This is a genomic window from Streptomyces rectiviolaceus, assembly GCF_039533825.1.
In the GTDB taxonomy this organism is placed as follows: domain Bacteria; phylum Actinomycetota; class Actinomycetes; order Streptomycetales; family Streptomycetaceae; genus Streptomyces; species Streptomyces rectiviolaceus.
Map to the genome: position 1 here is coordinate 1 of NZ_BAAAUG010000207.1, position 22,038 is coordinate 22,038.

The following is a 22,038-nucleotide window of genomic DNA, read 5'->3' on the forward strand; positions in this document are numbered from 1 at the left end:
CAGGAGCGGCGGGAGCCGCCGGTGCGGCCGCGGGTGCGGCAGGAGCTGCGGGGGACGTGGTGGCCGCAGCCCCCGCGGCTGCGTCACCCGCCGGCTTGGCCGGGGCGGCGGCAGGTGACGCGCCCGCTCCCGGCTTGTAGTCGGCGAAGAAGTCCCACCAGGCTCGGTCGACCGAATTCGGGTCCTGGAGGTACTGCTGATAGATCTCGTCGACGAGCCACTCATTGGGACCGAAGGCCGCAGCAGGGCTCTTGCCTTGCCCGTCTTGGTCGGTCGAGATGCTCGAGCTACTGGGGGACTGTGACGACACGGCGGTAACCGCCCTCTTCCGCTTCACAAGGTGATGGACAGCGGAAATAAAGGCTACGCCTCCATCGCCGTCAGGTGCAGACCGGCCCCGTCATCCGTCGTGTAAGTCACACTGGATCGAGGGTTTCGGTGTCGTAAATGGCGGGAAACAAGCGAGGTCCCGCAACGCCAGATGGCCGCGCGGGCCTGGACCTGCGCGGCGACGTCACCCGGGCGCGCTTCCGATGCGCCCGCGAATCGCTTCCGTTTCGAACCCTACGTCAACTTCGCACTTCGGGCAGGCCCGGAAGAGTGACCTGGATGCGGCAGCCGCGAGGGGATTCGGCCACACCGATGTGCCCGCCGTGCAGATCGACCGCCCAGCGCGCGATGGCGAGCCCGAGCCCGGTGCCGCCGTCGCTGCCGGGTCCCTGCGGGGGGATGTTGGCGTGGCTGCCGCGGTTGAAGCGCTCGAAGACCCGGTGCCACTCCGACTCCGGGATGCCGGGGCCCTCGTCGAGGACCTCCAGGTCCAGGGACTCGGGGTAGAGGCCGCGCCGGGCGCGCACGGTGACGCGGCCGTGCGCCGGGCTGTGCTTGACCGCGTTGTCGATGAGGTTGGCCACGACCTGGTGCAGCCGCTCGGCGTCCGCGTGCGCGGTCAGCTCGGGCGGTGTGACATCGAGGTGCAGATGTACGTCCGTGCGTGTGTGGCTGCCGGAGCCGGAAGCGATGCCCGCGCGGGCGGAGGCCACCATGTTGGCCTCCTTCAGGACGCCCGACAGGTAGGGCCACACTTCGAAGCGGCGCGCTCGCAGCGGTACGACGCCGTTGTCCAGGCGGGAGAGGTCGAGCAGGGTCTCCACGAGCCGCCCGAGCCGCTCCGTCTGCTTCAGGGCCGTACGCATGGTCTCCGGGTCGGCGGCGGAGACTCCGTCGACGACGTTCTCCAGGACCGCGCGAAGCGCCGCGATGGGGGTGCGCAGCTCGTGCGAGACGTTGGCGACCAGTTCCTTGCGCTGCTGGTCCTGGGCCTCCAGGTCGTCCGCCATGCGGTTGATCGTGGTGGCCACGTCGCCCAGCTCGTCGCGGCGGTCGGCGCCGCGCACCCGGCGGGTGTAGTCGCCGTGCGAGACGGCGCGCGCCACGGAGTTCATCTCGTCGAGGGGCGCGGTGAGGCTGTGTGCCACGAACTGCGTGATCAGCAGCGTGGCGATGACCGAGAAGACGGTGATGAAGCGCAGCTCCGTCTCCGTCTTCATCGCCACCATCAGCAGACCCGTGGTGATGAAGACCGAGACGACCACCAGGGTGCCGAGCTTGGTCTTGATGGAGAACGGCCGCAGCCCTCCGAAGGGCCCGCTCATCGGACGGCCCACCTCACGGGGTCGGGGTCTCCAGGGCGTACCCGACGCCGTGGACCGTGCGGATCCGCTCGGCGCCGATCTTCCGGCGCAGTGCCTTGATGTGGCTGTCGACGGTCCGGGTGCCCGACGCGTCGGCCCAGTCCCACACCTCGGCGAGCAGCTGCTCGCGCGAGAGCACCGCTCGCGGGGTGTTGGCCAGGCAGACGAGCAGGTCGAACTCCGTCGGCGTCAGATGTACGTCCTCGCTGCGGACTCTGACCCGCCGCTGGGCGTGGTCGATCTCCAGCTCGCCGAGCCGCAGGATCCCGCTGCGCGGGGTGGTCGCGGCAAGGGCGGCCCGCTCGACCCTGCGCAGCAGGACGTGCACGCGGGCCGCGAGCTCCCGCATGGAGAACGGCTTGGTCATGTAGTCGTCGGCGCCGACACCGAGCCCGACCAGCATGTCCGTCTCGTCGTCGCGCGCCGTCAGCATGAGGACCGGAACCGGCCGCTGGGCCTGAACCCGGCGGCACACTTCAAGCCCGTCGAAGCCCGGCAGCATGATGTCCAGGATCAGCAGATCGGGCTGCCAAGCCTGCGCGGTGTCGACCGCCGACGGACCGTCTCCCGCCGTTTGCACTACGAAACCCTCGGCGCGTAGCCGGGCGGCGATGGCGTCGACGATCGTCGGGTCGTCCTCGACCACCAGAACCCGGCGCTGGGCGCCCGGCATCGCCGCCGTCGCACCGTTGTGGGAGGTGTGTGTCTGCTCCATCGCCCGCCCCTGACACTGATCGCTTGTGTTCGGTCAGCAGAGTACGGGTCGCGAAGGCACCTCGGCTACGCAGCCCTTACGCCGAGATGAACCACGTCGGGTACGCCCCGGGCAACGGGGATCTCTTCCGTCCGTACCGACTGGAATCCGGCATTCCGTAGAGCGAAGTCGAAAGCGGACGAGGGTTTGGCGGACCACACGGCCAGTACTCCACCGGGCTTGAGGCTGGCCTGACAGGCAGCCAGACCGGCAGGCGAGTAGAGGGAGTTGTTGTCCTCCGTCACCGTCCAGTCCGGGCCGTTGTCGATGTCGAGACAGAGCGCGTCGTACGTTTTCGGGGTGCCGTCAGGGGCGTCGGCGCCGGAAAGGTGCGCCACGAGGTCTGTGTGCAGGATCTCCGTGCGCGGATCGGCGAGCGCGGGGCCGGAGAGCTCCGCCAGCGGGGCGTCGGCTCCCGAGCAGTGCCAGTCGATGATGGCCTGCTCGCGCTCGACGACGGCGATAGGGCCCCAGCGCGGGTCGGCCGCCGCGTGGGCGAGGGAGAAACCGACGCCCAGGCCGCCGATGAGCAGGCTGGGCTCCAGGGGGTCGTCCAAGGCGTCGTACGCCGCGTCGACGAGCAGCCGCTCCGAGCGGCCGTCCGAAGTGTCCATGAGGAAACAGCCATTGGCGATGATCTGCAGAAGCGCACCATGGCGCCGCAGTACGACCTCGCCGTACGGCCCCTCACGCCGGTCGATGACGACGGGGGTGGTGGTGTGGGTGTGCATGGCCGTCAGCGTATGGGTGCGGGCCAGGGCCCGGGGAAGACTCGCAGTGCGCGCCGCGGACGCCTGTGTGACCTGGGAGGTTGATGTGATTCGCGCCTCACGTGGCCCGGATGATTAGACAGCGCCCGACATAGCGGCCAAGGGTGGATGGAACGGAAGGAGCGCCTCACCGTGAACCGGAGTGCGTCGGCCGCCCCCACGGCGCCCGAGGAAATCGCCCCGCCCGGCCTCGACGGCATTCCGCGCCAACGGGAGCGCGGGCCCGAAGCCGCCGTCCCCAAAACTCCTGAGGCGCGTGCGGCATCCGCGGCCGATGGCACCGCTCCCCGCCTCCGGCGCCTCTCGCGCCTCCTTCCGACCCCCACGGGTACGCCCTTCACGTTCGGCTACGCCGCGGTCCTCGCCGTCACGTCACTCCTGACGCAGTACGCGGACCCGTCCCTGATCTCGGCCCTGCACCGGCACTCCAGCACGGACGTCGCGCACCTGACGCAGGAGCCGCTCCTTGTCCTTGTGGCCAGCGCCCTGTGGATCGCGGGCGGCATCGCGTCGCCGTACGCGATCGGCTTCCTGCTGGTCCTCACCGCTCTGGAGCGCCGCATCGGCGCGCTGCGCACGGCGGGCGTCTTCCTGCTCGGCCATGTCGTGGCCACCCTCGCGACCGAGGTCCCGGTCGGCCTCTCGGTCCTCGCGGGTCACCTGCCCGGCAGCTCCCTGCACCGCCTCGACTACGGCATCAGCTTCGGCGTCGCGGCGAGCGTCGGAGCGCTGGCGGGACTGTTCAGGCCGTGGCTGCGGTGGCTGGTGCTCGCCGGGTTCGGCGGCATGCTGATCGAGGACCTGATCGCGTTCACGGACCCGATGACGAACTGGGGCCACCTGCTCGCGCTGTCGATCGGCGTCGCCACGTGGCCGCTGGTGCGCCGGTGGCGTCAGCCGTCCTGACGGGGCGCGGCGCCGTCGGGGCGTCCGATGACCCTGCCGTACCCACCCGCCCGCGTGAGTGCGGCGACCGTCCCGCGGAAGGCGATCCTGCCGCCGTCGAGGACGGCGACGTCCTGGCAGGCGCCCTCGACGTCCTCCATCAGGTGCGTCGACACGACGACGCAGGCGCCGCAGCGGCTCAGTCCTCGTAGGAGGGCGTGAAATTCGGTGCGCTGGTGGGGGTCGAGACCGACGGACGGTTCGTCGAGGAGCAGCAGCGAGGGTGAGTTGACGATCGCCTGGGCGATGCCGACGCGCTGCTTCATCCCGCCGGAGAGGGTGCGCAGCTTGTCGTCGACGCGGCCGTCCAGCCCGACGGCCCGCACGGCATCCTCCACGGCGCCCCGGATCCGGCCGCCGGGAACCTCCCGCAACCAGGCGGCGTACGAGAGGAACTCGCGCACCGTATAGCCGCGGAACACCCCGAACTCCTGGGGGAGATAGCCGAGCCGGCGGCGGATCTCCAGGCGTTGGGCGGGAATGCGCGGGCTTCTGTCCAGAAGGGTCACGGCGCCTTCGGTGGGCGCCGCGGCGGTGGCGAGAACGCGCAGGAGCGTCGACTTCCCGGCGCCGTTGGGACCGAGCAGGCCGTGCACGCCCGGCCCCAGTTCCAGATCGACGCCGTCGAGGACGAGGCCGCGGCGGCGGTGTCGCACGCAGACGCGCTCAGCCTTGATCATCGTGACTCCGGACGGCTGAAGGCGTGGCGGCGCAGGACGAGGAGTTCGGCGAGGACGGCGGAGACGGCGCCGAGGGCGATGGTGACCAAGTGGTCGACGAACTTGAGCTGCACGTGGCCCAGGGCCATCGCCATGCGGTCGGGCCAGTCGGCGCGGCCCTTGTGTTCGACGTACGGCTTCGCCAGCAGGGCGACGACCAGCAGCCAGCCGCAACTCGTCAGGAGCGAGGCGGCCCAACTGCCGACGTAGGAGCTGAGCAGCAAGGTGGCCAGGGTCAGCGTCAGGCAGGGCAGCAGCCATCCCACGGAGGTGTGGAGCGGAAGCCCTCCCCTCGGCATCAGCGCGGCCGCGACGGTCAGCAACGGCACGCACAGCGTCAGGACCTGGCAGGTCCGCATGAGCAGGATGCGCAGGCCGCCTGCCGGGGTGGTCCTGGTCACCTCCGCGAAAGGGTCGGCCTTGCCGCTGTAGCTGCCCGCGACACAGAGCATGGGCAGGAGCGGGGCGGCGAGCAGGAGCAGCAGCCGCGGCCTGGCGGAGCCCTCCAGGTCGGCGAGGACCACGCCCACGGCACATACGGCGACGATGGCCACGAGCCAGGGCAGCCGCAGGCCTTGCGTCACACCGAGCCAGGGCGGCGGTTCGAGCCGTCGGGCGGCTGTGGCGGGCGGCGGCTGACCCGGCGGCGGGTGGGGTCCGGCGCGGCCCGGGAGTGTGCGGTCGGTCATGGCTCTGTCGCCTTCGTGCTCGACGGGGGAAGCAGGGGAAGCGGAGGAAGCGGGCCGCCATGGTCGGCGACGTCGAGGCAGTGGCCGAGCCATGCCGTGCGCGCCGCGGCGGAGAGGGAGTCGATGCGGCGTACGTCGCGTCTGTACGCCGGAGCGCGCAGGTCGGGCGGGAGGAGCCACTGGGCGAGTGCGTCGGCCGGTCGATGGGATGGGGTGGCGGTGTCGTCGGTGCGCCGGCCGACGAGGGCGTCGACGGTGTCGCGGAACGTCGACTCCCGGTCGGGGTACAGAGAGACCATGGCCGTATGGCCGGGCTCGCTCTCGTGGGGCGCGTACCCGGATTCATCATCGGACGTGACTTCTGTGACGTCTGCGTAGTGCGTCGGCGCGTTTTCGACGCCCCTGAGACGGCCATCCAGATGCCGTGCGACAGCGGTGAGTTGAGCGGGCGGCCGGTCGCCGTCTCCCGACCAGCACATGACTGGCTTGTGCCCGGAGCAGTGCACGGGGAAGGCTGCCCGCGGGTCGTGGTCCGAGCGGTACACCGGCGCCGCTGCCCCCGCCCAGACCACGCCTGCCGCGATCACTGGGGCGAGGGCCGACGCCCACCGCCATCGCCGGGCGTCGACGAGTACGGCCAGTGCGGCCACGGCGGCGAAGAGCGCGGCCAGGAGCAGCAGCCGCCCGGTCGCTTCGGTGAAACGCCACGCGGCGTACTGGGGGATGGCGGGGCCGACGTACACGCCGTCGGTGAAGTTGATCCACAGGCCCTGGTCCACGACGAAGGTTTCCGCGAACGCCGCGCCGACCGCCGCCAGAGGCACGCCGAAGCGGTGGGGCAGCAACCGCCCGAGCCCGTACGCCAGGCAGGCGTAGGCCGCGAGCCGCGCCAGGTCGTGGGCGAGCGGGGCGAAGGACGGTGCGCCTCGGGGGGTGTACAGGGCGGTGTGGACGTACAGCACCGTGGCGGCCGTCGCATAGCCGGCCAGTGGCCACAGCACGGCGGGGGCGGTGTCCAGGAGTGTGCGGGCGAGGCGGGACCGGGCCGCCGACTGGCCGAGCCACCGGGTGCCGCTGCGCGCGTGGAGGCTCCCTTGCAGGCAGGCGGCGGCGGACGCGATCGGGACCCCGACCAGATGGACGCAGTCACTGATCCGGGCGCCCATGGCCACCCAGTCCCCTCGCCGCGGCAGCGGGTCCGCGGCGGCGAGGCTCGCGCGGCCCCAGGAGGTGAGGGTGATGGCCAGCAGGGAGGCGCAGAGGGCCGATGCGGCCCAGGGCCCGGCGCCGTGCCGCATCCGTGCGCGCAGGGGTGCGGCGTGGGCGGTCGGTTTCATCACGTCGAGTAGAACGGCGTGCGGCGCGGCCCCGCGGCGCCATGGGGCAACCGCCACGGGCGGCCAGGGGTGCGCCACCTCGAACGGTGCGCGCCTCTGCGTCCACCATCCGTTCCGAAGTGATCGCTCACAGCGAACATCCCTGGGGAACATTCATGGACTCACGAGCATTGAGTCCACATAGCTCAACTTGAATGCCGAAGGGGAGATCATGGCTTCTGAGTCCACAGCGTCCACACCACTCACGCTGCCCGTGCTGCCGCTCGACGACGAGGTTGTCCTGCCCGGCATGGTGGTTCCGTTCGACCTGTCCGACACCGAGGTACGCGCCGCGGTGGAGGCCGCCCAGGCGGCCGCACGCTCCAGTGGGAGCAGCAAGCCGCAGGTCCTTCTTGTTCCGCGCATCGACGGGACGTACGCCGCGACCGGCGTCCTCGGCACCGTCGAGCAGGTCGGCCGTCTCTCCGACGGAGACCCCGGCGCCCTCATCCGCGGCCGTGGCCGTGTGCGGATCGGTGCCGGGACGACCGGGCCGGGTGCCGCGCTCTGGGTGGAAGGGCTGCAGGTCGACGAGACCGTGCCCGATCCCCTGCCCGGAGCCGTCGCCGAGCTGGTCAAGGAGTACAAGGCGCTCGCCACCAGCTGGCTGAAGAAGCGCGGGGCCTGGCAGGTCGTGGACCGTGTCCAGGCGATCGAGGACGTCTCCGCCCTCGCCGACAACTCCGGTTACTCACCCTTCCTCTCCACCCAGCAGAAAATCGAGCTCCTGGAGACCGACGACCCGGCCGCCCGCCTGAAGCTCGCCACCGAGCAGCTGCGCGAGCACCTCGCCGAGCAGGACGTCGCCGAGTCCATCGCCAAGGACGTGCAGGAAGGCGTCGACAAGCAGCAGCGCGAGTTCCTGCTGCGGCGCCAGCTCGACGCCGTGCGCAAGGAACTGCGCGAGCTCAACGGCCAGGACGGCGGCGAGGACGAGTCCGACGACTACCGCACCCGTGTCGAGGCCGCCGACCTCCCCGAGAACGTACGCGAGGCCGCGCTCAAGGAAGTCGACAAGCTGGAGCGTTCCAGCGACCAGTCGCCCGAGGGCTCCTGGATCAGGACCTGGCTGGACACCGTCCTCGAACTCCCCTGGAACGAACGGACCGAGGACGAGTACGACATCAAGGGCGCCCAGAACGTCCTCGACGCCGAGCACTCGGGTCTGCAGGACGTGAAGGAGCGCATCACCGAGTACCTCGCGGTGCGCAAGCGGCGCGCCGACCGCGGCCTCGGGGTCGTCGGAGGCCGTCGCGGCGGCGCCGTGCTCGCCCTCGTCGGTCCGCCCGGCGTCGGCAAGACCTCGCTCGGCGAGTCCGTCGCGCACGCGATGGGGCGCAAGTTCGTGCGGGTCGCGCTCGGCGGCGTACGCGACGAGGCGGAGATCCGCGGACACCGTCGTACGTACGTGGGCGCGCTGCCCGGACGCATCGTGCGGGCCATCAAGGAGGCCGGGTCCATGAACCCGGTGGTGCTCCTCGACGAGATCGACAAGGTGGGATCCGACTTCCGGGGCGACCCGGCCGCCGCCCTCCTCGAAGTCCTCGACCCGGCGCAGAACCACACCTTCCGCGACCACTACCTGGAGGTCGAGCTCGACCTGAGCGACGTCGTCTTCCTGGCGACGGCGAACGTCATCGAAGCCATCCCCGAGGCGCTGCTCGACCGCATGGAGCTGGTCAGGCTCGACGGGTACACCGAGGACGAGAAGGTCGTCATCGCCCGCGACCACCTGCTCCCGCGCCAGCTGGAGCGGGCCGGTCTGCAGACGGACGAAGTGGCCCTGGACGAGACCGCGTTGCGCAAGCTCGCGGGGGAGTACACCCGGGAAGCGGGCGTACGGAACCTGGAGCGGGCCGTCGCGCGGCTGCTCCGCAAGGTCGCGGCGCAGCACGAACTGGGCGAGCAGGAGCTGCCGTTCACCGTGTCGGACACAGATCTGCGGGCGCTCATCGGGCGGCCGCACCACGTGCCCGAGTCGGCGCAGGACCCGGCCGAGCGGCGCACGGCGGTGCCGGGTGTGGCGACCGGGCTCGCGGTCACCGGCGCGGGTGGTGACGTCCTCTTCGTCGAGGCGTCGCTCGCCGATCCGGAGACCGGCGCCGCGGGTCTGACCCTCACCGGTCAGCTCGGCGACGTGATGAAGGAGTCCGCGCAGATCGCGCTCTCCTTCCTGCGCTCGCGCGGCGCCGAACTGGAGCTGCCCGTGGCCGACCTGAAGGAACGCGGCGTTCACATCCACTTCCCGGCGGGCGCGGTCCCCAAGGACGGGCCGAGCGCGGGCGTCACCATGACGACCGCCCTCGCGTCGCTGCTCAGCGGCCGTCTCGTCCGTACGGATGTGGCCATGACCGGTGAGGTCTCGCTGACCGGGCGCGTCCTGCCGATCGGCGGCGTCAAGCAGAAGCTGCTCGCCGCGCACCGCGCCGGGATCACCACGGTGATCATCCCGAAGCGGAACGAGGCCGACCTGGACGACGTCCCGGCGGAGATCCTGGAGAAGCTGGACGTGCACCCGGTGACGGACGTCCGTCAGGTGCTCGAACTGGCCCTGACCGAGGCCGAGGTGAGGGTTCCGGCCGCCGCGTGACGGAGGCGGTCGGTGAGTGAGGGCCCGGGACCCCGATCGGGGTCCCGGGCCCTCGCGTGCGGCGTGCGTGCTCAGCCGTTGGCGAGCGCCTTGACCCGGTCAAGGGCGCCGTTGAACTTGTTGTGGTCCCCGACCGTCGGGCCCGTCGAGGTGTACTGCCACATGGTCTGGACGCCCCACCCGGCGGGCAGCTCGCCCGGAGCGCTGGCGTAACGGGCGATCCAGAGCGGGTTGTTGACGGCGAAGCCGCCGTAGTTGCCGGTGCACTGCTTCCACCAGCTGGTGGCGGTGTAGATCACCGCGTGGCGCCCGGTGCGCGCCTTGTACTGGTTCAGGAAGTCACGGATCCAGGTGACCATCGCCGACTGGGACTTGCCGAAGCAGGCCGCCCCGTACGGATTCCACTCGATGTCAAGCGCGCCCGGCAGCGTCCTGCCGTCCCGCGACCAGCCGCCGCCGTTGTCCACGAAGTAGTTGGCCTGGGTGGCGCCGCTCGTGGTGTCGGGCGTCGCGAAGTGGTAGGCGCCGCGGATCATGCCCACGTTGTACGAACCGTTGTACTGCTGGGCGAAGTAGGGGTTCTTGTAGTAAGTCCCCTCGGTCGCCTTCACGTAGGACCACTTCACGCCGCTGTTCCAGAGGGTCGCCCAGGCGACGTTGCCCTGGTGGCTGCTGACGTCGACGCCTTCGGTCTGTACGGCGTCGCCGCCGGGCGGCAGACTGCCCTGCCCGTCGTGCTCGATGACGCCCTGGCCCATACGGGCCGAACCGCGGGCCGGGGTGTCATCGCCGCCGGCGGCCTGTGCGGCGCCGGGCAGGGTGATCAGGAGGGAGAGGGCGGAGAGGACTGAGAGCAGGATTCCGGCCGCCGACCAGCGGGAGCGGCGGGGCGTTCCGGGTCTGTGCACGGGCATGGGCGTGCCTCCGTAGGCCTCGGTTGAGCTCGATGGAGCTCAGGGGGGGACCTTGTCGACATGTTGTGGTGTGAACATGTCATGCATGACGCTACGCACGTAGACCTGTGGCTGGGAAGGGGGCCCGGTGTCTGCCGTTGGTCTACTCCTGCGGCGGTGTCCTCCGCGTGGCCTCGCGGGACGTTGCGAAATACTGGACGAGCTGCGGCGATGGGCCGACGCGCAATGTCTGCCGCCGTGCGGGGCGGAAACTTGTCTGATCCGGAAAGAAAGCGTGCCATGGGTGCTGAAGTGCGCGAGGGCGAGAACGACGGCGGAGTCGACGTGAACAGGGGGGTCGACCGTGAGTTCCTCTCCCTGGAGCGGGAGTTGTCGCTGCTCCTGCGCCGTGCACGGGCCTCGTCCGGGGAGATGGCGCGCCAGGTCCACCCCGACCTGGAGCCCGCCGCGTACGGCCTCCTGGTCTGCCTCGACGACTCGGGCCCGCAGCGGGCCACGGATCTCGCCGCGTACATCGGCGTCGGCAAGGCGACGATGAGCCGTCAGCTGCGGGCCCTGGAGGAGCTGGGGCTCGTCGCCCGCGAACCCGACCCCGCCGACGGGCGTGCCTGGCTGGTCCACCTCACGGAGGAGGGCGGGACGCGCTTCCGTACGGTGCGGGCCGCCCGGCGGGAGCGGTACGTGCGGCAGCTGGCCGGGTGGGACCGGCTGGAGGTGGCGGAACTGGCCCGCCTCTTGCGTCAGCTGAACTCGTCCGCGGAGTCTTGAGGGGCGCGCGAAGGGGCGCGGGGAACTGCGCGACCAGCCACGACGTACCAGCGGACGACGTTTCGGGCCCAGGGGCCAGCCCGGTCACAACTCCGCGTAAACGACAGCCGCGTCGTCATGCCGCTTCCCCCGAGGGAACGCCGACCCCTCCGGGTCCGCCCGCTCCAACTCCCGCACCCGGTCCACCAGACGCTGTGGACCGTCCTTGCGCAGCAGCGCGAAGCACTCCGCCCAGTCGCCCGCACGGAACGTCTCGACCCAGCGGCCGACCCCGTCCGTCAGGGCCGCCACCGCCGTCACCTCGGCGCGCGGCCACGTGCCGGCCGCCGCCCGTGCCGCCGCCGAGGGATCGGCGGCGGCGGTGAAGAAGCCGTCATCCGCGTTCCGCAGGGCCTCGACAGCCGCTCCGTACGCGCGGCCCGCGACCTCGCGTTCGGCCGAGCCGCGCGGCAGCGCGCGGACCCCGTCGCGCATCTCGCGGATCCTCGGCGGCAGTTCCGCGAGGCGCTCGTCGAGCACCGGCGTGACCTGGCCGTCCGGTCCCTCCACCAGGAGCGCGGAGTCGGACAGGACCAGGTGCTCGACCCGGTCGTCGTCCCAACGCACCAGAACCACGGTGGCCTGAGGAGTGCGCGGGTGAGAAAGGTCACAGGTCTGACCATGGGCATCCGCGGTGCGCGCGATCGCCGCCGCGAGGATCTCGGAGAGCGTCATATCCCGTCGCGAAACGGACAGTTCCCCCAGCGCGCCCCCGAGTCGCGCCGTGAACCAAGGGACGGAATGCAGACAACCGTCGTCTCCGGCGGGCGGAGTCACCCCGTCGAGAAGGATCAGCGATCCGCCCTGTCCGCCTGCGGGAAGCATGACCGCGGCGTAGTCCTCGTTGGGGCGTGCGGGGTCTCCGGGCTCGGTGGCGAGTTCGATACGCATTCGGCCAGTCTGCACGAGGCCTTCACAAGGTCATCCGGAGGGCGCAAAAAGGCGGGGATTGGCCCGGACCAGCAGGTCAGGCGCCGGATTTCAGTCGGAATGATCACTTCCAGAGGCGTGTGGCGGCGCATCCTGCCAAAGCCTGCGGTCGACGTCCAACCGGCGCACCGTGGCCGAGACTTTCGGCCCCGGCGGGGACTTGCTCGCCAACTCCCCGCCGATGTTCACTCCTTCGGGTGGCCAGGCATGTGATGCGCGACTGCCACCCATCGGCACTGGAAGGGTCAGGAGCCGTACCGGGGGGCGCGTGTGTTGACGGATCGTCACCCGGGCCCATGGGCAGACGAAAAACAAGAATGCGAGCACCGGTGCAGAAGATGCGGCCTGGGCGCAAGGGCAAGCAGACGGCTCCTGAAGGGGCCGCGCCGGGCGCGACCACCCCTACAGAGCGCTCGCCCGAGCACACAGCGGAAGAGAGCGCGGCGGGGGAGAACGCGGCAGGAGAGCACACTGCCCCCGGCGTGCAGGCCACTGACGGCTCGAAGCCCGTCGGCGGCCCCTCGAAGCCGGTGAAGTCCGCCAACTCCAGGCCCACAGCGCGCGTGCGCAATCGGCTGATCGTCGCCGTCGCCGTCGTGGCCGCCGCGATCGCCGGGGCCGGAGCGCCCGCCATCGTCGCCGCATCCGGGCAACTGAGCGACGCCCAGAGCCTGGTGACCCTCGCCGAGCACACCCAGGACGCGGTCTCCCTCGGTCACTCACTGGCCGACGAGCGCGACGAGGTCACCTCGTTCATCGCGGCGGGCCGCCCGCAGGGCAAGGGGCTCTCCGAGAGCCGCAGCGCCCGCGTCGACCGCCAGATCGAGGAGCTGCGCACGGCCGACGCGCCGGCCGGTCTGCGGAAGGACCTCGCCGACATCGGCGCCGTACGCAGAGCGGCGCTCACCGGCAAGAGCACTGCTCTCCAAGCCCACACGGCGTACTCGAACGTCATCACCGAACTGCACGGCCTCACCCGCGAACTCGCCGAGCAGACCCCGCCCGGCGCGGGCTCCGGCGCCTACGCACTCGCCGACCTCGACCACGCCGTCGAACAGGCGGCGAGCGCCCGCGGCCTCCTCCTCGCCACCCTCGCCGTCCCGCGCTCCACCGAGACGAGCACCACCGTCGACCCCGTCACCGGCCTGCCCACCACGGTGGTCGACGAGTCCTCGGCCGGCAGCAAGCAGCGCGACGGACTCAGCGCCGCGGGACAGCAGGCCCACGTCCGCGAACAGGCCGCCCTCGCCGACTTCCGGGACGCGGCCACGGACGGCGCCCGCACCACGTACGACTCGACGGTCACGGGCCACGAGGTGACGACGGCCGAGAAGTACCTCTCCCGCCTCACCGACCAGCCCACGCTCTCCACCACCGAGCGGGGCTACGACCGCAGGAAGCTCGACACCGCGCTCTCCGCCCGCATCGAGATGATGCGCGGCGCCGAGTCCGCGCTCACGGTGCAGCGCACCAAGGACCTCGCCAAGCTGCGCGACGACGACGTGACGGCCCTCGAGATCCGCATCGCGCTCATCGGCGTCACGCTGCTCGTCGCGGTCGGCGTCTCCATGGCGATGGCCCGCAGCCTGACCCGTCCGCTCGCCGTCCTGCGCATCGGCTCGGCCCGCCTGGCCACCGAGCCCGCGCCCCAGGAGCCGATCCGCTTCACGGGCCGCGACGACGAGTTCGCCCAGGTCGTACGGTCCGTCAACGCGCTGCACGAGCACGCGGCCGCCCTCACCGAGCGCCTGACCACCCTCGAAGCGGACCGCAAGCACCTCATCGGCCAGCGCAAGTCCATGGCCGACGAGCGCGAGACGCTGCGCGCCGAACTGACCGAGGCCTCCGCCCACCTGGAGCGGGTGCGGCAGTCCATCCACGGCACGTTCGTCAATCTGGCCCTGCGCACCCTCGGCCTGGTCGAGCGGCAGCTCGCCGTCATCGAGAACCTCGAGGACCGCGAGCAGGACCCCGACCGTCTCGCCACGCTCTTCAAGCTCGACCACTTCGCCACGGTCATGCGCCGCCACAGCGAGAACCTGCTCGTACTCGCCGGCGCCGAGCACGGGCATCAGCACCCGGGCCCGGTCCCGCTCGTCGACGTCGTACGCGCCGCCGTCAGTGAGATCGAGCGGTACGAGCGGGTGCGCATCGCCACGCTGCCGCCGCACGCGCACGTCGCGGGCTTCGCCGCGGACGACATCAGCCACCTGGTCGCCGAGCTCCTGGAGAACGCGACCTCGTTCTCGCCGCCGGACGCCTCCGTCGAGGTCTCCGGCTGGCTCCTGGAGAGCGGCGAGGTCATGCTCTCCGTGCAGGACGAGGGCATAGGGGTCACATCGGACCGCATGGACGAGCTCAACTCCCGCCTGGCGGAGTTCCGTCCGGACGACGCGTACGACCAGGAGAGCGGGGACGGGCTCGGGCTCGGCCTCTATGTCGTGGCCCGGCTCGCCGCGCGGCACGGCGCGCGGGTGCGGCTGCGCGAGCAGAAGCAGGGCGGTATCGCGGCGGTCGTGGTCCTGCCGAAGTCGATCCTCGCCGCGGCACCCGCGGTGGGTGCGCCGCCGGTCGGTGTGCCTGTTGCCGGCGGGGCGCCCGCCCTGCACCTTCCGGGCTCGGAGGCCGAGGCCAACTCCAATGTGCTGCCGGGGCGCTCGGCGGTTTCCGCCGCCGCCGCGGGGGATGCGGCCGAGGATCCGCTGATCGCGGCCGCGGAGAATGCGGTGCGGGAAGCGGAGGTCGAAGCGGAGCCGGAGCCGGAGCCGGAGGGTGGCGCTGAACCCGAGGCTTCGCCCGAGACGACCATGGAGCTTGCCCCTCCGTCTGCCCCGGAGAGCGAGGCCCCCGAGGCCCAGGAGGCCCCGGCAGCGGAGGCCCCGGAGCCCGAACCCGCCGCCGAGCCCGCCCCCGCGCCCGACCCCGCCCCCAAGTGGGAGCGCGTCACCGACAAGGGCCTCCCCAAGCGCACGCCCAAGATCACCGCGCCCGAGCCCACCGTGCCCAAGGCGCGCAGCGGCTCCGTCGACGCCGAAGCGCTGCGCAAGCGGCTCGGGGGCTTCCATCAGGGAGCCATCAGCGGCCGTCGTGACGTAGAGGCCGAGCTGACCGAACGTAACGAAGAGACCGAAGAGACCGAAGACACCGAAGAGACCAGAAACAACATGGGGGACACAGTCGAGGAGGCAAGTAGTTGACTGCGCCCATGCGCTCGCCCAGTTCTTCCACCGGCAGCACTTCCACTGGCAGCACTTCCACCGGCAGCACTTCCACCGGCAGTAAATCCGGGGCCGCGTTCGGACTGAGCAGCGAAGCACGCAACCTGCACTGGCTCCTTACGAATCTCGTCGAGGAGGTGCCAGGGCTGCTTTCGGTCGCGGTGGTCTCCTCCGACGGACTGCTCCTGCTCTCCTCCGACCCCGCACGCAACAACGAGCAGGCGGTCGACAACAGTTCGGGCCCCAAAGGCTCCAGCGCGGACCTCGCCACCATCGTGTCCGGACTCGGTTCCCTCTGCATCGGCGCCGCCAAGCTGATGGACGCGGGAACGGTCAAGCAGACCGTCGTCGCCATGGAGGAGGGCAGCCTCTTCGTGATGTCGATCAGCGACGGCTCGCTGCTCGGCGTGCACGCCACCCCGGACTGCGACATGAGCGTCGTCGCGTACCACATGGCGCTCTTCGTCGGCCGCGCCGGGCATGTCCTCACCCCCGAACTCCGCAGTGAGCTGCGCCAGTCGATGGAGAGCGTCCGATGAGCAGTAAGCCCGGCAAGCTTCCCCAGCGGGGCGGCGACCGCAAACCCGCCCGAGTGCGCCCGTACTCGCTCACCGGCGGCCGCACCCGCTTCGGCCACGTCCTGCTCGTCGAGACGTTCGTCGCTGCCCTCGAAGCCCCCGAGGAGCGCCTCGAACTGCCGCAGGGCGACGCCATCGCCCGTGTCATGCCGGAGATGCGGGCCATCGTCGAGATCTGCCGCCGTATGCGTACGGTCGCGGAGATCGCCGCGCTTCTGAAGATGCCGCTCGGCGTGGTCCGCGTCCTGCTGAGCGACCTCGCAGACCAGGGAAAGATCCGCGTGTACGGAACGGGCCACGGCCCGGGACAGCCGGACCGCGCACTGCTGGAAAGGGTGCTGAGTGGACTCCGCCGTCTCTGACCTCCGCCACCCGGGCCCCGACCCGGACGAGAACCTCCAAGCCTGGCAGACGGACCGCACCCGGGCCCCGATAGCGACGAAGATCGTGGTGGCGGGCGGCTTCGGCGTCGGCAAGACGACGCTGGTCACCGCGGTCTCCGAGATCACGCCCCTCCAGACGGAGGCGCTGATGACGCAGGCGAGCGAGGACACGGACGACCTCACGTCGACCCCGGACAAGACCACGACCACGGTCGCCATGGACTTCGGCCGGATCACGCTCGACGACGACCTCGTGCTCTACCTCTTCGGTACGCCGGGGCAGCAGCGCTTCTGGTTCATGTGGGACGACCTGGTGCGCGGCGCGATCGGCGCCGTGGTCCTGGCCGACACCCGCAGGCTCTCCGACTGCTTCCCCGCGCTCGACTACTTCGAGAGCTGCGGTCTGCCGTACATCGTGGCCGTCAACCACTTCGACGGCACCGAGGAGTTCGCGCCCGCGGACGTCCGTGAGGCGCTGACGATCCCGCCGCACATACCGGTGCTGATCATGGACGCGAGGCAGCGGATCTCGGTGATCGAGTCACTGCTCTCGCTGGTCGGCCACGCCCTGGCAGCAACCCCCGAATAACTCTTCCCACTCTTCCAACTCTTCAGTTTTCAGTACCTCGTAGGAGAAGCAGCCGCCATGCGGAAGATACTCGTCGTCGGAGCCGGTCAGGCCGGGCTCCAGATCGCTCTCGGACTCCAGTCGCAGGGGTACGAGGTCACCCTGATGTCCAACCGCACGGCGGACGAGGTCCGGTCCGGCCGTGTGATGTCCACGCAGTGCATGTTCCACACGGCGCTGCAGCACGAGCGGGACCTCCAGGTGAACTTCTGGGAGTCCCAGGCCCCCAAGATCGAGGGCCTCGGCGTCTCAGTCGCAGGACCTACTGTGTCTGATTCAAACGAGGGCTCCCGCGTCATCGACTGGGTCGGCAAGCTCGACGGCTTCGCCCAGTCCGTCGACCAGCGCGTGAAGATGGCGGGCTGGATGGAGACGTTCGCGCAGCGGGGCGGCCAGCTGGTCATCCACGGCGCGGCGGTCTCGGACCTCGACTACTTCTCCCGCACGTACGACCTGGTGCTCGTCTCCGCGGGCAAGGGCGAGCTGGTCTCGATGTTCGAGCGCGACGCCGCTCGCTCCCCCTACGACACCCCGCAGCGTGCGCTGGCCGTCGCGTACGTCCACGGGATGGGTCCGCGGCCCGAGCACCCCGAGTTCGACGCGGTGCGGTGCAACCTGGTGCCTGGCGTGGGCGAGCTCTTCGTCATGCCGACGCTGACGACGTCCGGGCGTGCGGACATCCTGTTCTGGGAGGGCGTGCCCGGCGGTCCGCTCGACGTCTTCCAGGGCGTCAAGGACCCGTCGGAACACCTGGCGCTGACGCTCGAACTCCTCGAGAAGTTCACGCCGTGGGAGTACGCGCGGGCGACGAAGGTCGAACTGACGGACGCGGGCGGCACGTTGTCCGGGCGCTACGCGCCGACGGTGCGCAAGCCGATCGGGCAGCTGCCGGGCGGCGGCCTCGTCCTGGGCGTCGCGGACGTGGTCGTGGCGAACGACCCGATCACGGGGCAGGGGTCCAACTCGGCGTCGAAGTGCGCGGCTTCGTACCTCGACTCGATCCTCTCGCACGGCGACAAGCCGTTCGACGCGGAGTGGATGCAGACCACGTTCGACCGGTACTGGGAGACGGCTCAGCACGTCACCAAGTGGACGAACGCGATGCTGTCGCCGCCGCCGGAGCACGTCCTGAACCTCATCGGCGCGGCGGGCCAACTGCAGCCGGCGGCGGACCGCTTCGCTAACGGCTTCAACGACCCGTCGGACTTCGAGAACTTCTTCTACGAGCCGGAGAAGACGGGCGCGTACCTCGCGGGGCTTACGGGCTGAGTGTCCCCTCGGGTGTGCTGTCGGCTGCGGGTGTGTGGGGACTGCGGCGCGGTCTGTCTGTGGGGGCGGGGCCGTGCCGGTATGTCCGTCCTCGCTATCGTCCGGTGGCCGCCGGGGTGCTTCGGCTGGGGAGTCCTGCGAACCGTGCTCCGGGCGGACATACCGGCACGTCCCCTCGGGTGTGCTGTCGGCTGCGGGTGTGCGGGGGCCGCCCCGGGCGCTCCCCGGCGGTGGTCACGTTCGGGGCGCGGCTGCTCTGCCGTAGCCCGCGTCGCCGCCCTTCATTGCCCCGCGGGGCAGCTTCGGCGGGACGTAGTCCTTCATCGGCTTGGCCGAGGGGTCCGGGCGTACCGCGCCAAGGAGGGGGTTCGCGGCGATGGGGGAGACCTTGACCCGGGTCCCGGGGCGCGGGGCCTGGATCACCATGCCGTCGCCCAGGTACATCGCCACATGCGTGGCCTTGGGGAAGTAGACGATCAGGTCGCCCGGCCGCAGCTTCCGCAGCGAGACCCGCTTCAGCTGCGCCCACTGCTCCTGTGACGTGCGGGGGATCTCCTTGCCCGCCGCGGCCCATGCCCGGGAAGTGAGGCCCGAGCAGTCGAAGGACCTGGGGCCCTCCGCGCCCCACTTGTACGGCTTGCCGATCTGGCGTACGGCGTAGTCCAGGGCGGAATCCCCCCGCCGGGAGGGCGGTCGGGTCGGCGTCGAGCCCGGGGAGCCGCTCAGCGATCCTGACTTCAGGAACTTCTTCTGCGCCTCCGCCATCCCCTCCTCCTCCGCCCTCGCAAGCTCCTCCAGCTGCTCCGTGCTCAGCGACGCGAGGAGTTCCTCGACCTCCTTCAGCCGGCCCTTGACCGTGTCCCGCGCCTCCTTCTCCCGGGCGGCCAGGGCGACTTGGGTCGCCAGGGCTCCCTTCGCCCTGGCCGCGAGCGCGGACGCCTTCTGCTCCCCGCCGACCAGCCGCTCCACCGTCGCGGCCCGCTCCGCCGCCGCCCGCCCGAGCACATGGCCCTGGTCGACGGCCTGCTGGGGGTTGCGGGCGAGGAGGAGGTGTACGTAGGGGGAGATGTTCGTCCTGCCCTGGTACTGCTGGCGCGCGAAGCGGGCCGCCGCGCCCCGGCTGTCGCGGACCGAGGTCCTCGCGCGGGCCAGGCTGCCGTTCAGGCGGGTGACCTCGGCGCGCTGGTCCTTGAGCTTCTCCTGGGTCGCGTTGTACGTCTCCGTCGACTCCTCGGCCTTCCGGTACAGCTCCTGAAGGTCCGTCAGGAGCTCGGAGACCGGGCGCTCCCCGGGGCCCGAAGGCTCCGGCACGGCGTACGCGGGAGACGCCGTCGCCAGCAACGCCCCGAGCGCCGCGCCCGTACCGACCCACCGCAGCAGCCTGCCTGACATGCCATCACCTCCGGTGCGCGGCGGCACGTCCGCCCCGCACCGCGAGCATCAGCCGCCCCGGCGCGGCCCGCCTCCGGAAGGTGCGCGGGTTGGCGCAATGCGCTCACTCGTCCAGGGCCCCACGGCGCGCCACCCTTGCCCCGGCGGGAACCCGTAGGCCCCGGAGGCGCTCAGCCCGCCCCGCCCGGCTTTGACCACGGCCACTTCAGGCCGGGCCCTGCCTTGTCGCCCTCGGGGTCGTACTCGTACGTCCAGCCCTGGTGAAGGCCGAGCCGCTTGCCCGCCTTGGCCACCCGGCGGTACACGAGCACGGTCGGCGGGCCGCCCGCCTCGTCCGGCACCGGGACCCGGTACACCTTCGGGGGGTGGCCGGTCGGGCCGAGCAGGATGGGCAGGACGCGGCCGTCCAGGGGGCCACCCACGAAGGGGGTGTCTTCGCTCTTCACCCGGCCAGTGTCACAGCAGGCGGCTGCGGCGGGTCACAGCAGGTGCGCCGCGTCGCTCACCACGGGAAGGACACGCCGGGCGAGCGAGCCCGCGGGTCCTTCGGCCGTCTCCATGGCCAGCGCGCCCCGTACCGCCTCCGCGGTCTGCGGGTCGCGGCCCGCGGAGGCCACCAGGACCGCCATGAACTGCTCGACCAGCCAGTCCCGCAGCTCGTCGAGCGGCGGCTGCTTCTCCTCGTCCAGCCAGATCAGGGACGCCGCCTCGACGGAGGTGATCCACATCCGCACGGTCATCCTGAGGCGCGGGCCCGTAGCGCCCACGACCTCCAGGTGGGCGAGTATGTGCTCGGCGGCCGTCCTGCGCACCTCGTCCACTATGGCCGTCGTGCGCGAGGTCTCCACGACGCTGCCGCCCTGAAGGAGCGCGCTGAACCCCGCGTCGTGCTGGTCGACGAAGGCGAGATAGCGGTCGAGGGCGTTCGCGAGGCGCTGGGTGAGCGGGCCCTCGGGAGGCTCGGCGAAGCACTGCTCCAGCTCGTCGGCGGCGGACCGAAGCGCGGCCTCGTACAACTGCTGCTTGCCGCCCGGGAAGTAGCGGTAGACGAGCGGCCGGGAGACTCCGGCCGCCTCCGCGACGTCGTCGAGGGAGACCTCGTCGGGTGCGCGCACCGCGAAGAGGGACAGGGCCGCCTCCTTGAGCTGCCGCTGCCGCTCTTCGACACTGAGGCGCCGGTACGCGCGGGTGGGAGCAGGCGAGGTCATGCCCCGCAGCGTATCCGTCCTTTCGAACAAGCGCCCCGGAACCCTGCGTACCCTCTTCGTTACGCCAGGAGTCCAGAGCTCTTCCACAGCCGCCGCCCCGCGCCCCGCAGCACCCCGATCTCGTCCAGGAAGTCGGTCAGGCGCTTGGCTCCCGTCTGCATGACCTCGCGGCGGTGGGCGCTCGCCTTGACCTGGGCCATGGCCTCGCGCCTGTCCAGGCCCACGTTCGTGTAGACCTCGGGGTTGATGAAGGCGATGGAGAAGATGCGGGCGAACTCGCCGGAGGTGAGGCGAGTGAACTCCTGGGACCAGCGCGGCGCCGTCACCATCTGGCGGCGCAGCTCCTCACGGGCGTACCGCACATGGCGCGCCTCCTCCACGACGTGGATCCGCGTGACGCCGCGCACGAGGGTCTGGACGCGCTCGTCCGGGAACGTGAGGCGCTGCATCCAGTCGAGGATCTCCTCGCCGAGCAGCGTCGCCGTGAACGAACCGGGTGTCGTCGAGATGGTCTTGAAGAGGCGGCCCAGGTTCCGGTGCACGGCGCTGACCGGGTAGTACGGCGTGTCCCCGCGCGTGATCAGGCGCGCGAACATCTTCGAGTGGCGGCACTCGTCCTCGATCTCGGTCAAGGCGTACCGCACGTGCGCGCTCGTGGCCGGCTTGTCATAGATGTGCCGTACGAGCAGCTGCATCAGGATCAGCTCGAACCAGATGCCGAGCGACGCGAGCGCGGCGGCCTCGTGCTGGGAGAGCGCGATGCGCTGCTCCTCGCTCATCCGCTGCCACATCGGCGTGCCGTACAGGGAGACCAGCTCCGGGGGCCAGAACCACTTGCCCTCCTCGAAGGGCGCCTCCCAGTCCAGCTCCTTGTCGGGGTCGAAGGAGTGCTTGGCGGAGGAGTCGAGCAGCCGCTCCGCCACCTGTTCCCGGTCCTTGAGCAGTCCCAGCGCGTCCCGCAGCCCTTCGATCGCCGCGTCCTCCGTGATGGTCGTCATGACTCTGCCCCTGCCTCGTCGTCTGCCTCGTCGTCACAGTTACCGGCGGTCATGTCTTATGAGACTGCCCGTCAGCAAGGGCGTCAATCCCTTGCGCACGACTTGTTGACCCCGCGTCTACGAGCGTGTGAGCCTGCCAACTACCGGTTGGTACAAGGCACTCGGAAGCAGCGCGA

At 71.0% G+C, this 22,038-nt stretch carries 21 protein-coding genes; 8 read left to right on the forward strand and 13 right to left on the reverse strand.

Going from position 1 to position 22,038, the window contains the following annotated elements; genetic code table 11:
* The 4 genes from ABD378_RS40855 to ABD378_RS40870 all read right to left on the reverse strand — a co-directional run.
* Positions 1 to 310 (reverse strand): 2-oxoglutarate dehydrogenase E1 subunit family protein (locus tag ABD378_RS40855; protein WP_344529972.1); only part of this gene is annotated, 310 nt, incomplete at its 3' end.
* A 259-nt stretch (positions 311 to 569) separates the two neighbouring features.
* Positions 570 to 1,655, reverse strand: coding sequence for a HAMP domain-containing sensor histidine kinase (locus tag ABD378_RS40860; protein WP_344529974.1), 1,086 nt, complete (start codon positions 1,653 to 1,655; stop codon positions 570 to 572).
* 13 nt (positions 1,656 to 1,668) lie between these two features.
* Positions 1,669 to 2,409: a response regulator transcription factor gene (locus ABD378_RS40865; protein WP_055555160.1), complete on the reverse strand. Its 741-nt coding sequence runs from the start codon at positions 2,407 to 2,409 to the stop codon at positions 1,669 to 1,671.
* Positions 2,410 to 2,474: 65 nt separating this feature from the next.
* On the reverse strand, positions 2,475 to 3,179 hold the full coding sequence (locus ABD378_RS40870) for a spermidine synthase family protein (RefSeq protein ID WP_344529977.1): 705 nt from the start codon (positions 3,177 to 3,179) through the stop codon (positions 2,475 to 2,477).
* A gap of 147 nt (positions 3,180 to 3,326) precedes the next feature.
* Between ABD378_RS40870 and ABD378_RS40875 the strand changes: the two genes are divergently transcribed.
* On the forward strand, positions 3,327 to 4,124 hold the full coding sequence (locus ABD378_RS40875) for a rhomboid-like protein (protein ID WP_344529979.1): 798 nt from the start codon (positions 3,327 to 3,329) through the stop codon (positions 4,122 to 4,124).
* Here ABD378_RS40875 and ABD378_RS40880 read toward each other — a convergent pair.
* From ABD378_RS40880 to ABD378_RS40890, 3 genes are read right to left on the reverse strand one after another with little or no spacing between them, the layout of a single operon-like run.
* The gene (locus ABD378_RS40880) at positions 4,112 to 4,843 is read right to left on the reverse strand and encodes an ATP-binding cassette domain-containing protein (protein WP_344529981.1); all 732 of its coding nucleotides are present in this window, start codon (positions 4,841 to 4,843) and stop codon (positions 4,112 to 4,114) included. The genes ABD378_RS40875 and ABD378_RS40880 overlap by 13 nt on opposite strands.
* Positions 4,840 to 5,571 carry a hypothetical protein gene (locus ABD378_RS40885; protein ID WP_344529983.1) on the reverse strand — a complete coding sequence of 244 codons (732 nt, stop codon included), beginning with the start codon at positions 5,569 to 5,571 and terminating at the stop codon, positions 4,840 to 4,842. Before ABD378_RS40885 ends, ABD378_RS40880 begins: the two co-directional genes overlap by 4 nt.
* The gene (locus ABD378_RS40890) at positions 5,568 to 6,908 is read right to left on the reverse strand and encodes a hypothetical protein (RefSeq protein WP_344529985.1); all 1,341 of its coding nucleotides are present in this window, start codon (positions 6,906 to 6,908) and stop codon (positions 5,568 to 5,570) included. The genes ABD378_RS40885 and ABD378_RS40890 overlap by 4 nt, the downstream gene beginning before the upstream one ends.
* A 211-nt stretch (positions 6,909 to 7,119) precedes the next feature.
* On the opposite strand from ABD378_RS40890, the gene lon reads away from it, so the two are divergent.
* Positions 7,120 to 9,537: an endopeptidase La gene (gene lon, locus ABD378_RS40895; protein WP_344529987.1), complete on the forward strand. Its 2,418-nt coding sequence runs from the start codon at positions 7,120 to 7,122 to the stop codon at positions 9,535 to 9,537.
* A 71-nt stretch (positions 9,538 to 9,608) separates the two neighbouring features.
* Here the strand turns inward: lon and ABD378_RS40900 are convergent, their stop codons facing one another.
* Entirely contained in the window at positions 9,609 to 10,451 is an 843-nt protein-coding gene (locus tag ABD378_RS40900; protein WP_344529990.1) for a lysozyme, read from the reverse strand.
* A 279-nt stretch (positions 10,452 to 10,730) separates the two neighbouring features.
* Here ABD378_RS40900 and ABD378_RS40905 point away from each other — a divergent pair, with 279 nt between their 5' ends.
* Entirely contained in the window at positions 10,731 to 11,219 is a 489-nt protein-coding gene (locus ABD378_RS40905) for a MarR family winged helix-turn-helix transcriptional regulator (protein ID WP_344529992.1), read from the forward strand.
* An 84-nt stretch (positions 11,220 to 11,303) separates the two neighbouring features.
* On the opposite strand, the gene ABD378_RS40910 is transcribed toward ABD378_RS40905, so the two are convergent.
* The gene (locus ABD378_RS40910) at positions 11,304 to 12,149 is read right to left on the reverse strand and encodes a protein phosphatase 2C domain-containing protein (RefSeq protein ID WP_344529994.1); all 846 of its coding nucleotides are present in this window, start codon (positions 12,147 to 12,149) and stop codon (positions 11,304 to 11,306) included.
* Between the two features lie 356 nt (positions 12,150 to 12,505).
* Here ABD378_RS40910 and ABD378_RS40915 point away from each other — a divergent pair, with 356 nt between their 5' ends.
* The 5 genes from ABD378_RS40915 to ABD378_RS40935 are packed head-to-tail and all read left to right on the forward strand — an operon-like array spanning position 12,506 to position 18,264.
* Positions 12,506 to 15,385 (forward strand): sensor histidine kinase, encoded by a 2,880-nt coding sequence (locus tag ABD378_RS40915; RefSeq protein WP_386543904.1) that lies wholly within the window; start codon positions 12,506 to 12,508, stop codon positions 15,383 to 15,385.
* 8 nt (positions 15,386 to 15,393) lie between these two features.
* The gene (locus tag ABD378_RS40920) at positions 15,394 to 15,945 is read left to right on the forward strand and encodes a roadblock/LC7 domain-containing protein (protein ID WP_344529996.1); all 552 of its coding nucleotides are present in this window, start codon (positions 15,394 to 15,396) and stop codon (positions 15,943 to 15,945) included.
* On the forward strand, positions 15,942 to 16,346 hold the full coding sequence (locus tag ABD378_RS40925) for a DUF742 domain-containing protein (RefSeq protein ID WP_344529999.1): 405 nt from the start codon (positions 15,942 to 15,944) through the stop codon (positions 16,344 to 16,346). The genes ABD378_RS40920 and ABD378_RS40925 overlap by 4 nt, the downstream gene beginning before the upstream one ends.
* A complete protein-coding gene (locus ABD378_RS40930) occupies positions 16,327 to 16,956 on the forward strand; it encodes a GTP-binding protein (RefSeq protein ID WP_344530001.1) in 630 nt (209 codons plus the stop codon). Before ABD378_RS40925 ends, ABD378_RS40930 begins: the two co-directional genes overlap by 20 nt.
* A 57-nt stretch (positions 16,957 to 17,013) precedes the next feature.
* Entirely contained in the window at positions 17,014 to 18,264 is a 1,251-nt protein-coding gene (locus ABD378_RS40935; RefSeq protein ID WP_344530003.1) for a styrene monooxygenase/indole monooxygenase family protein, read from the forward strand.
* Positions 18,265 to 18,498: 234 nt separating this feature from the next.
* Here ABD378_RS40935 and ABD378_RS40940 read toward each other — a convergent pair whose 3' ends face one another.
* The 4 genes from ABD378_RS40940 to ABD378_RS40955 form a co-directional block, all read right to left on the reverse strand.
* The gene (locus ABD378_RS40940; protein WP_344530005.1) at positions 18,499 to 19,656 is read right to left on the reverse strand and encodes a C40 family peptidase; all 1,158 of its coding nucleotides are present in this window, start codon (positions 19,654 to 19,656) and stop codon (positions 18,499 to 18,501) included.
* A 170-nt stretch (positions 19,657 to 19,826) separates the two neighbouring features.
* Positions 19,827 to 20,102 (reverse strand): hypothetical protein, encoded by a 276-nt coding sequence (locus ABD378_RS40945; protein WP_344530006.1) that lies wholly within the window; start codon positions 20,100 to 20,102, stop codon positions 19,827 to 19,829.
* A gap of 33 nt (positions 20,103 to 20,135) precedes the next feature.
* Positions 20,136 to 20,864, reverse strand: a complete 729-nt coding sequence (locus tag ABD378_RS40950) for a TetR/AcrR family transcriptional regulator (RefSeq protein WP_344530007.1) — start codon at positions 20,862 to 20,864, stop codon at positions 20,136 to 20,138.
* 59 nt (positions 20,865 to 20,923) lie between these two features.
* Positions 20,924 to 21,862: an AurF N-oxygenase family protein gene (locus ABD378_RS40955; protein WP_344530008.1), complete on the reverse strand. Its 939-nt coding sequence runs from the start codon at positions 21,860 to 21,862 to the stop codon at positions 20,924 to 20,926.
* Positions 21,863 to 22,038 lie beyond the last annotated feature (176 nt).

Bases quoted from the DNA above. Each gene is read 5' to 3' on its own strand.
- ABD378_RS40860 (WP_344529974.1), bottom strand. From the start codon at position 1,655: ATGAGCGGGCCCTTCGGAGGGCTGCGGCCGTTCTCCATCAAGACCAAG.
- ABD378_RS40865 (WP_055555160.1), bottom strand. From the start codon at position 2,409: ATGGAGCAGACACACACCTCCCACAACGGTGCGACGGCGGCGATGCCG.
- ABD378_RS40870 (WP_344529977.1), bottom strand. From the start codon at position 3,179: ATGCACACCCACACCACCACCCCCGTCGTCATCGACCGGCGTGAGGGG.
- ABD378_RS40875 (WP_344529979.1), top strand. From the start codon at position 3,327: ATGGAACGGAAGGAGCGCCTCACCGTGAACCGGAGTGCGTCGGCCGCC.
- ABD378_RS40880 (WP_344529981.1), bottom strand. From the start codon at position 4,843: ATGATCAAGGCTGAGCGCGTCTGCGTGCGACACCGCCGCCGCGGCCTC.
- ABD378_RS40885 (WP_344529983.1), bottom strand. From the start codon at position 5,571: ATGACCGACCGCACACTCCCGGGCCGCGCCGGACCCCACCCGCCGCCG.
- ABD378_RS40890 (WP_344529985.1), bottom strand. From the start codon at position 6,908: ATGAAACCGACCGCCCACGCCGCACCCCTGCGCGCACGGATGCGGCAC.
- lon (WP_344529987.1), top strand. From the start codon at position 7,120: ATGGCTTCTGAGTCCACAGCGTCCACACCACTCACGCTGCCCGTGCTG.
- ABD378_RS40900 (WP_344529990.1), bottom strand. From the start codon at position 10,451: ATGCCCGTGCACAGACCCGGAACGCCCCGCCGCTCCCGCTGGTCGGCG.
- ABD378_RS40905 (WP_344529992.1), top strand. From the start codon at position 10,731: ATGGGTGCTGAAGTGCGCGAGGGCGAGAACGACGGCGGAGTCGACGTG.
- ABD378_RS40910 (WP_344529994.1), bottom strand. From the start codon at position 12,149: ATGCGTATCGAACTCGCCACCGAGCCCGGAGACCCCGCACGCCCCAAC.
- ABD378_RS40915 (WP_386543904.1), top strand. From the start codon at position 12,506: ATGCGAGCACCGGTGCAGAAGATGCGGCCTGGGCGCAAGGGCAAGCAG.
- ABD378_RS40920 (WP_344529996.1), top strand. From the start codon at position 15,394: ATGCGCTCGCCCAGTTCTTCCACCGGCAGCACTTCCACTGGCAGCACT.
- ABD378_RS40925 (WP_344529999.1), top strand. From the start codon at position 15,942: ATGAGCAGTAAGCCCGGCAAGCTTCCCCAGCGGGGCGGCGACCGCAAA.
- ABD378_RS40935 (WP_344530003.1), top strand. From the start codon at position 17,014: ATGCGGAAGATACTCGTCGTCGGAGCCGGTCAGGCCGGGCTCCAGATC.
- ABD378_RS40940 (WP_344530005.1), bottom strand. From the start codon at position 19,656: ATGTCAGGCAGGCTGCTGCGGTGGGTCGGTACGGGCGCGGCGCTCGGG.
- ABD378_RS40950 (WP_344530007.1), bottom strand. From the start codon at position 20,864: ATGACCTCGCCTGCTCCCACCCGCGCGTACCGGCGCCTCAGTGTCGAA.
- ABD378_RS40955 (WP_344530008.1), bottom strand. From the start codon at position 21,862: ATGACGACCATCACGGAGGACGCGGCGATCGAAGGGCTGCGGGACGCG.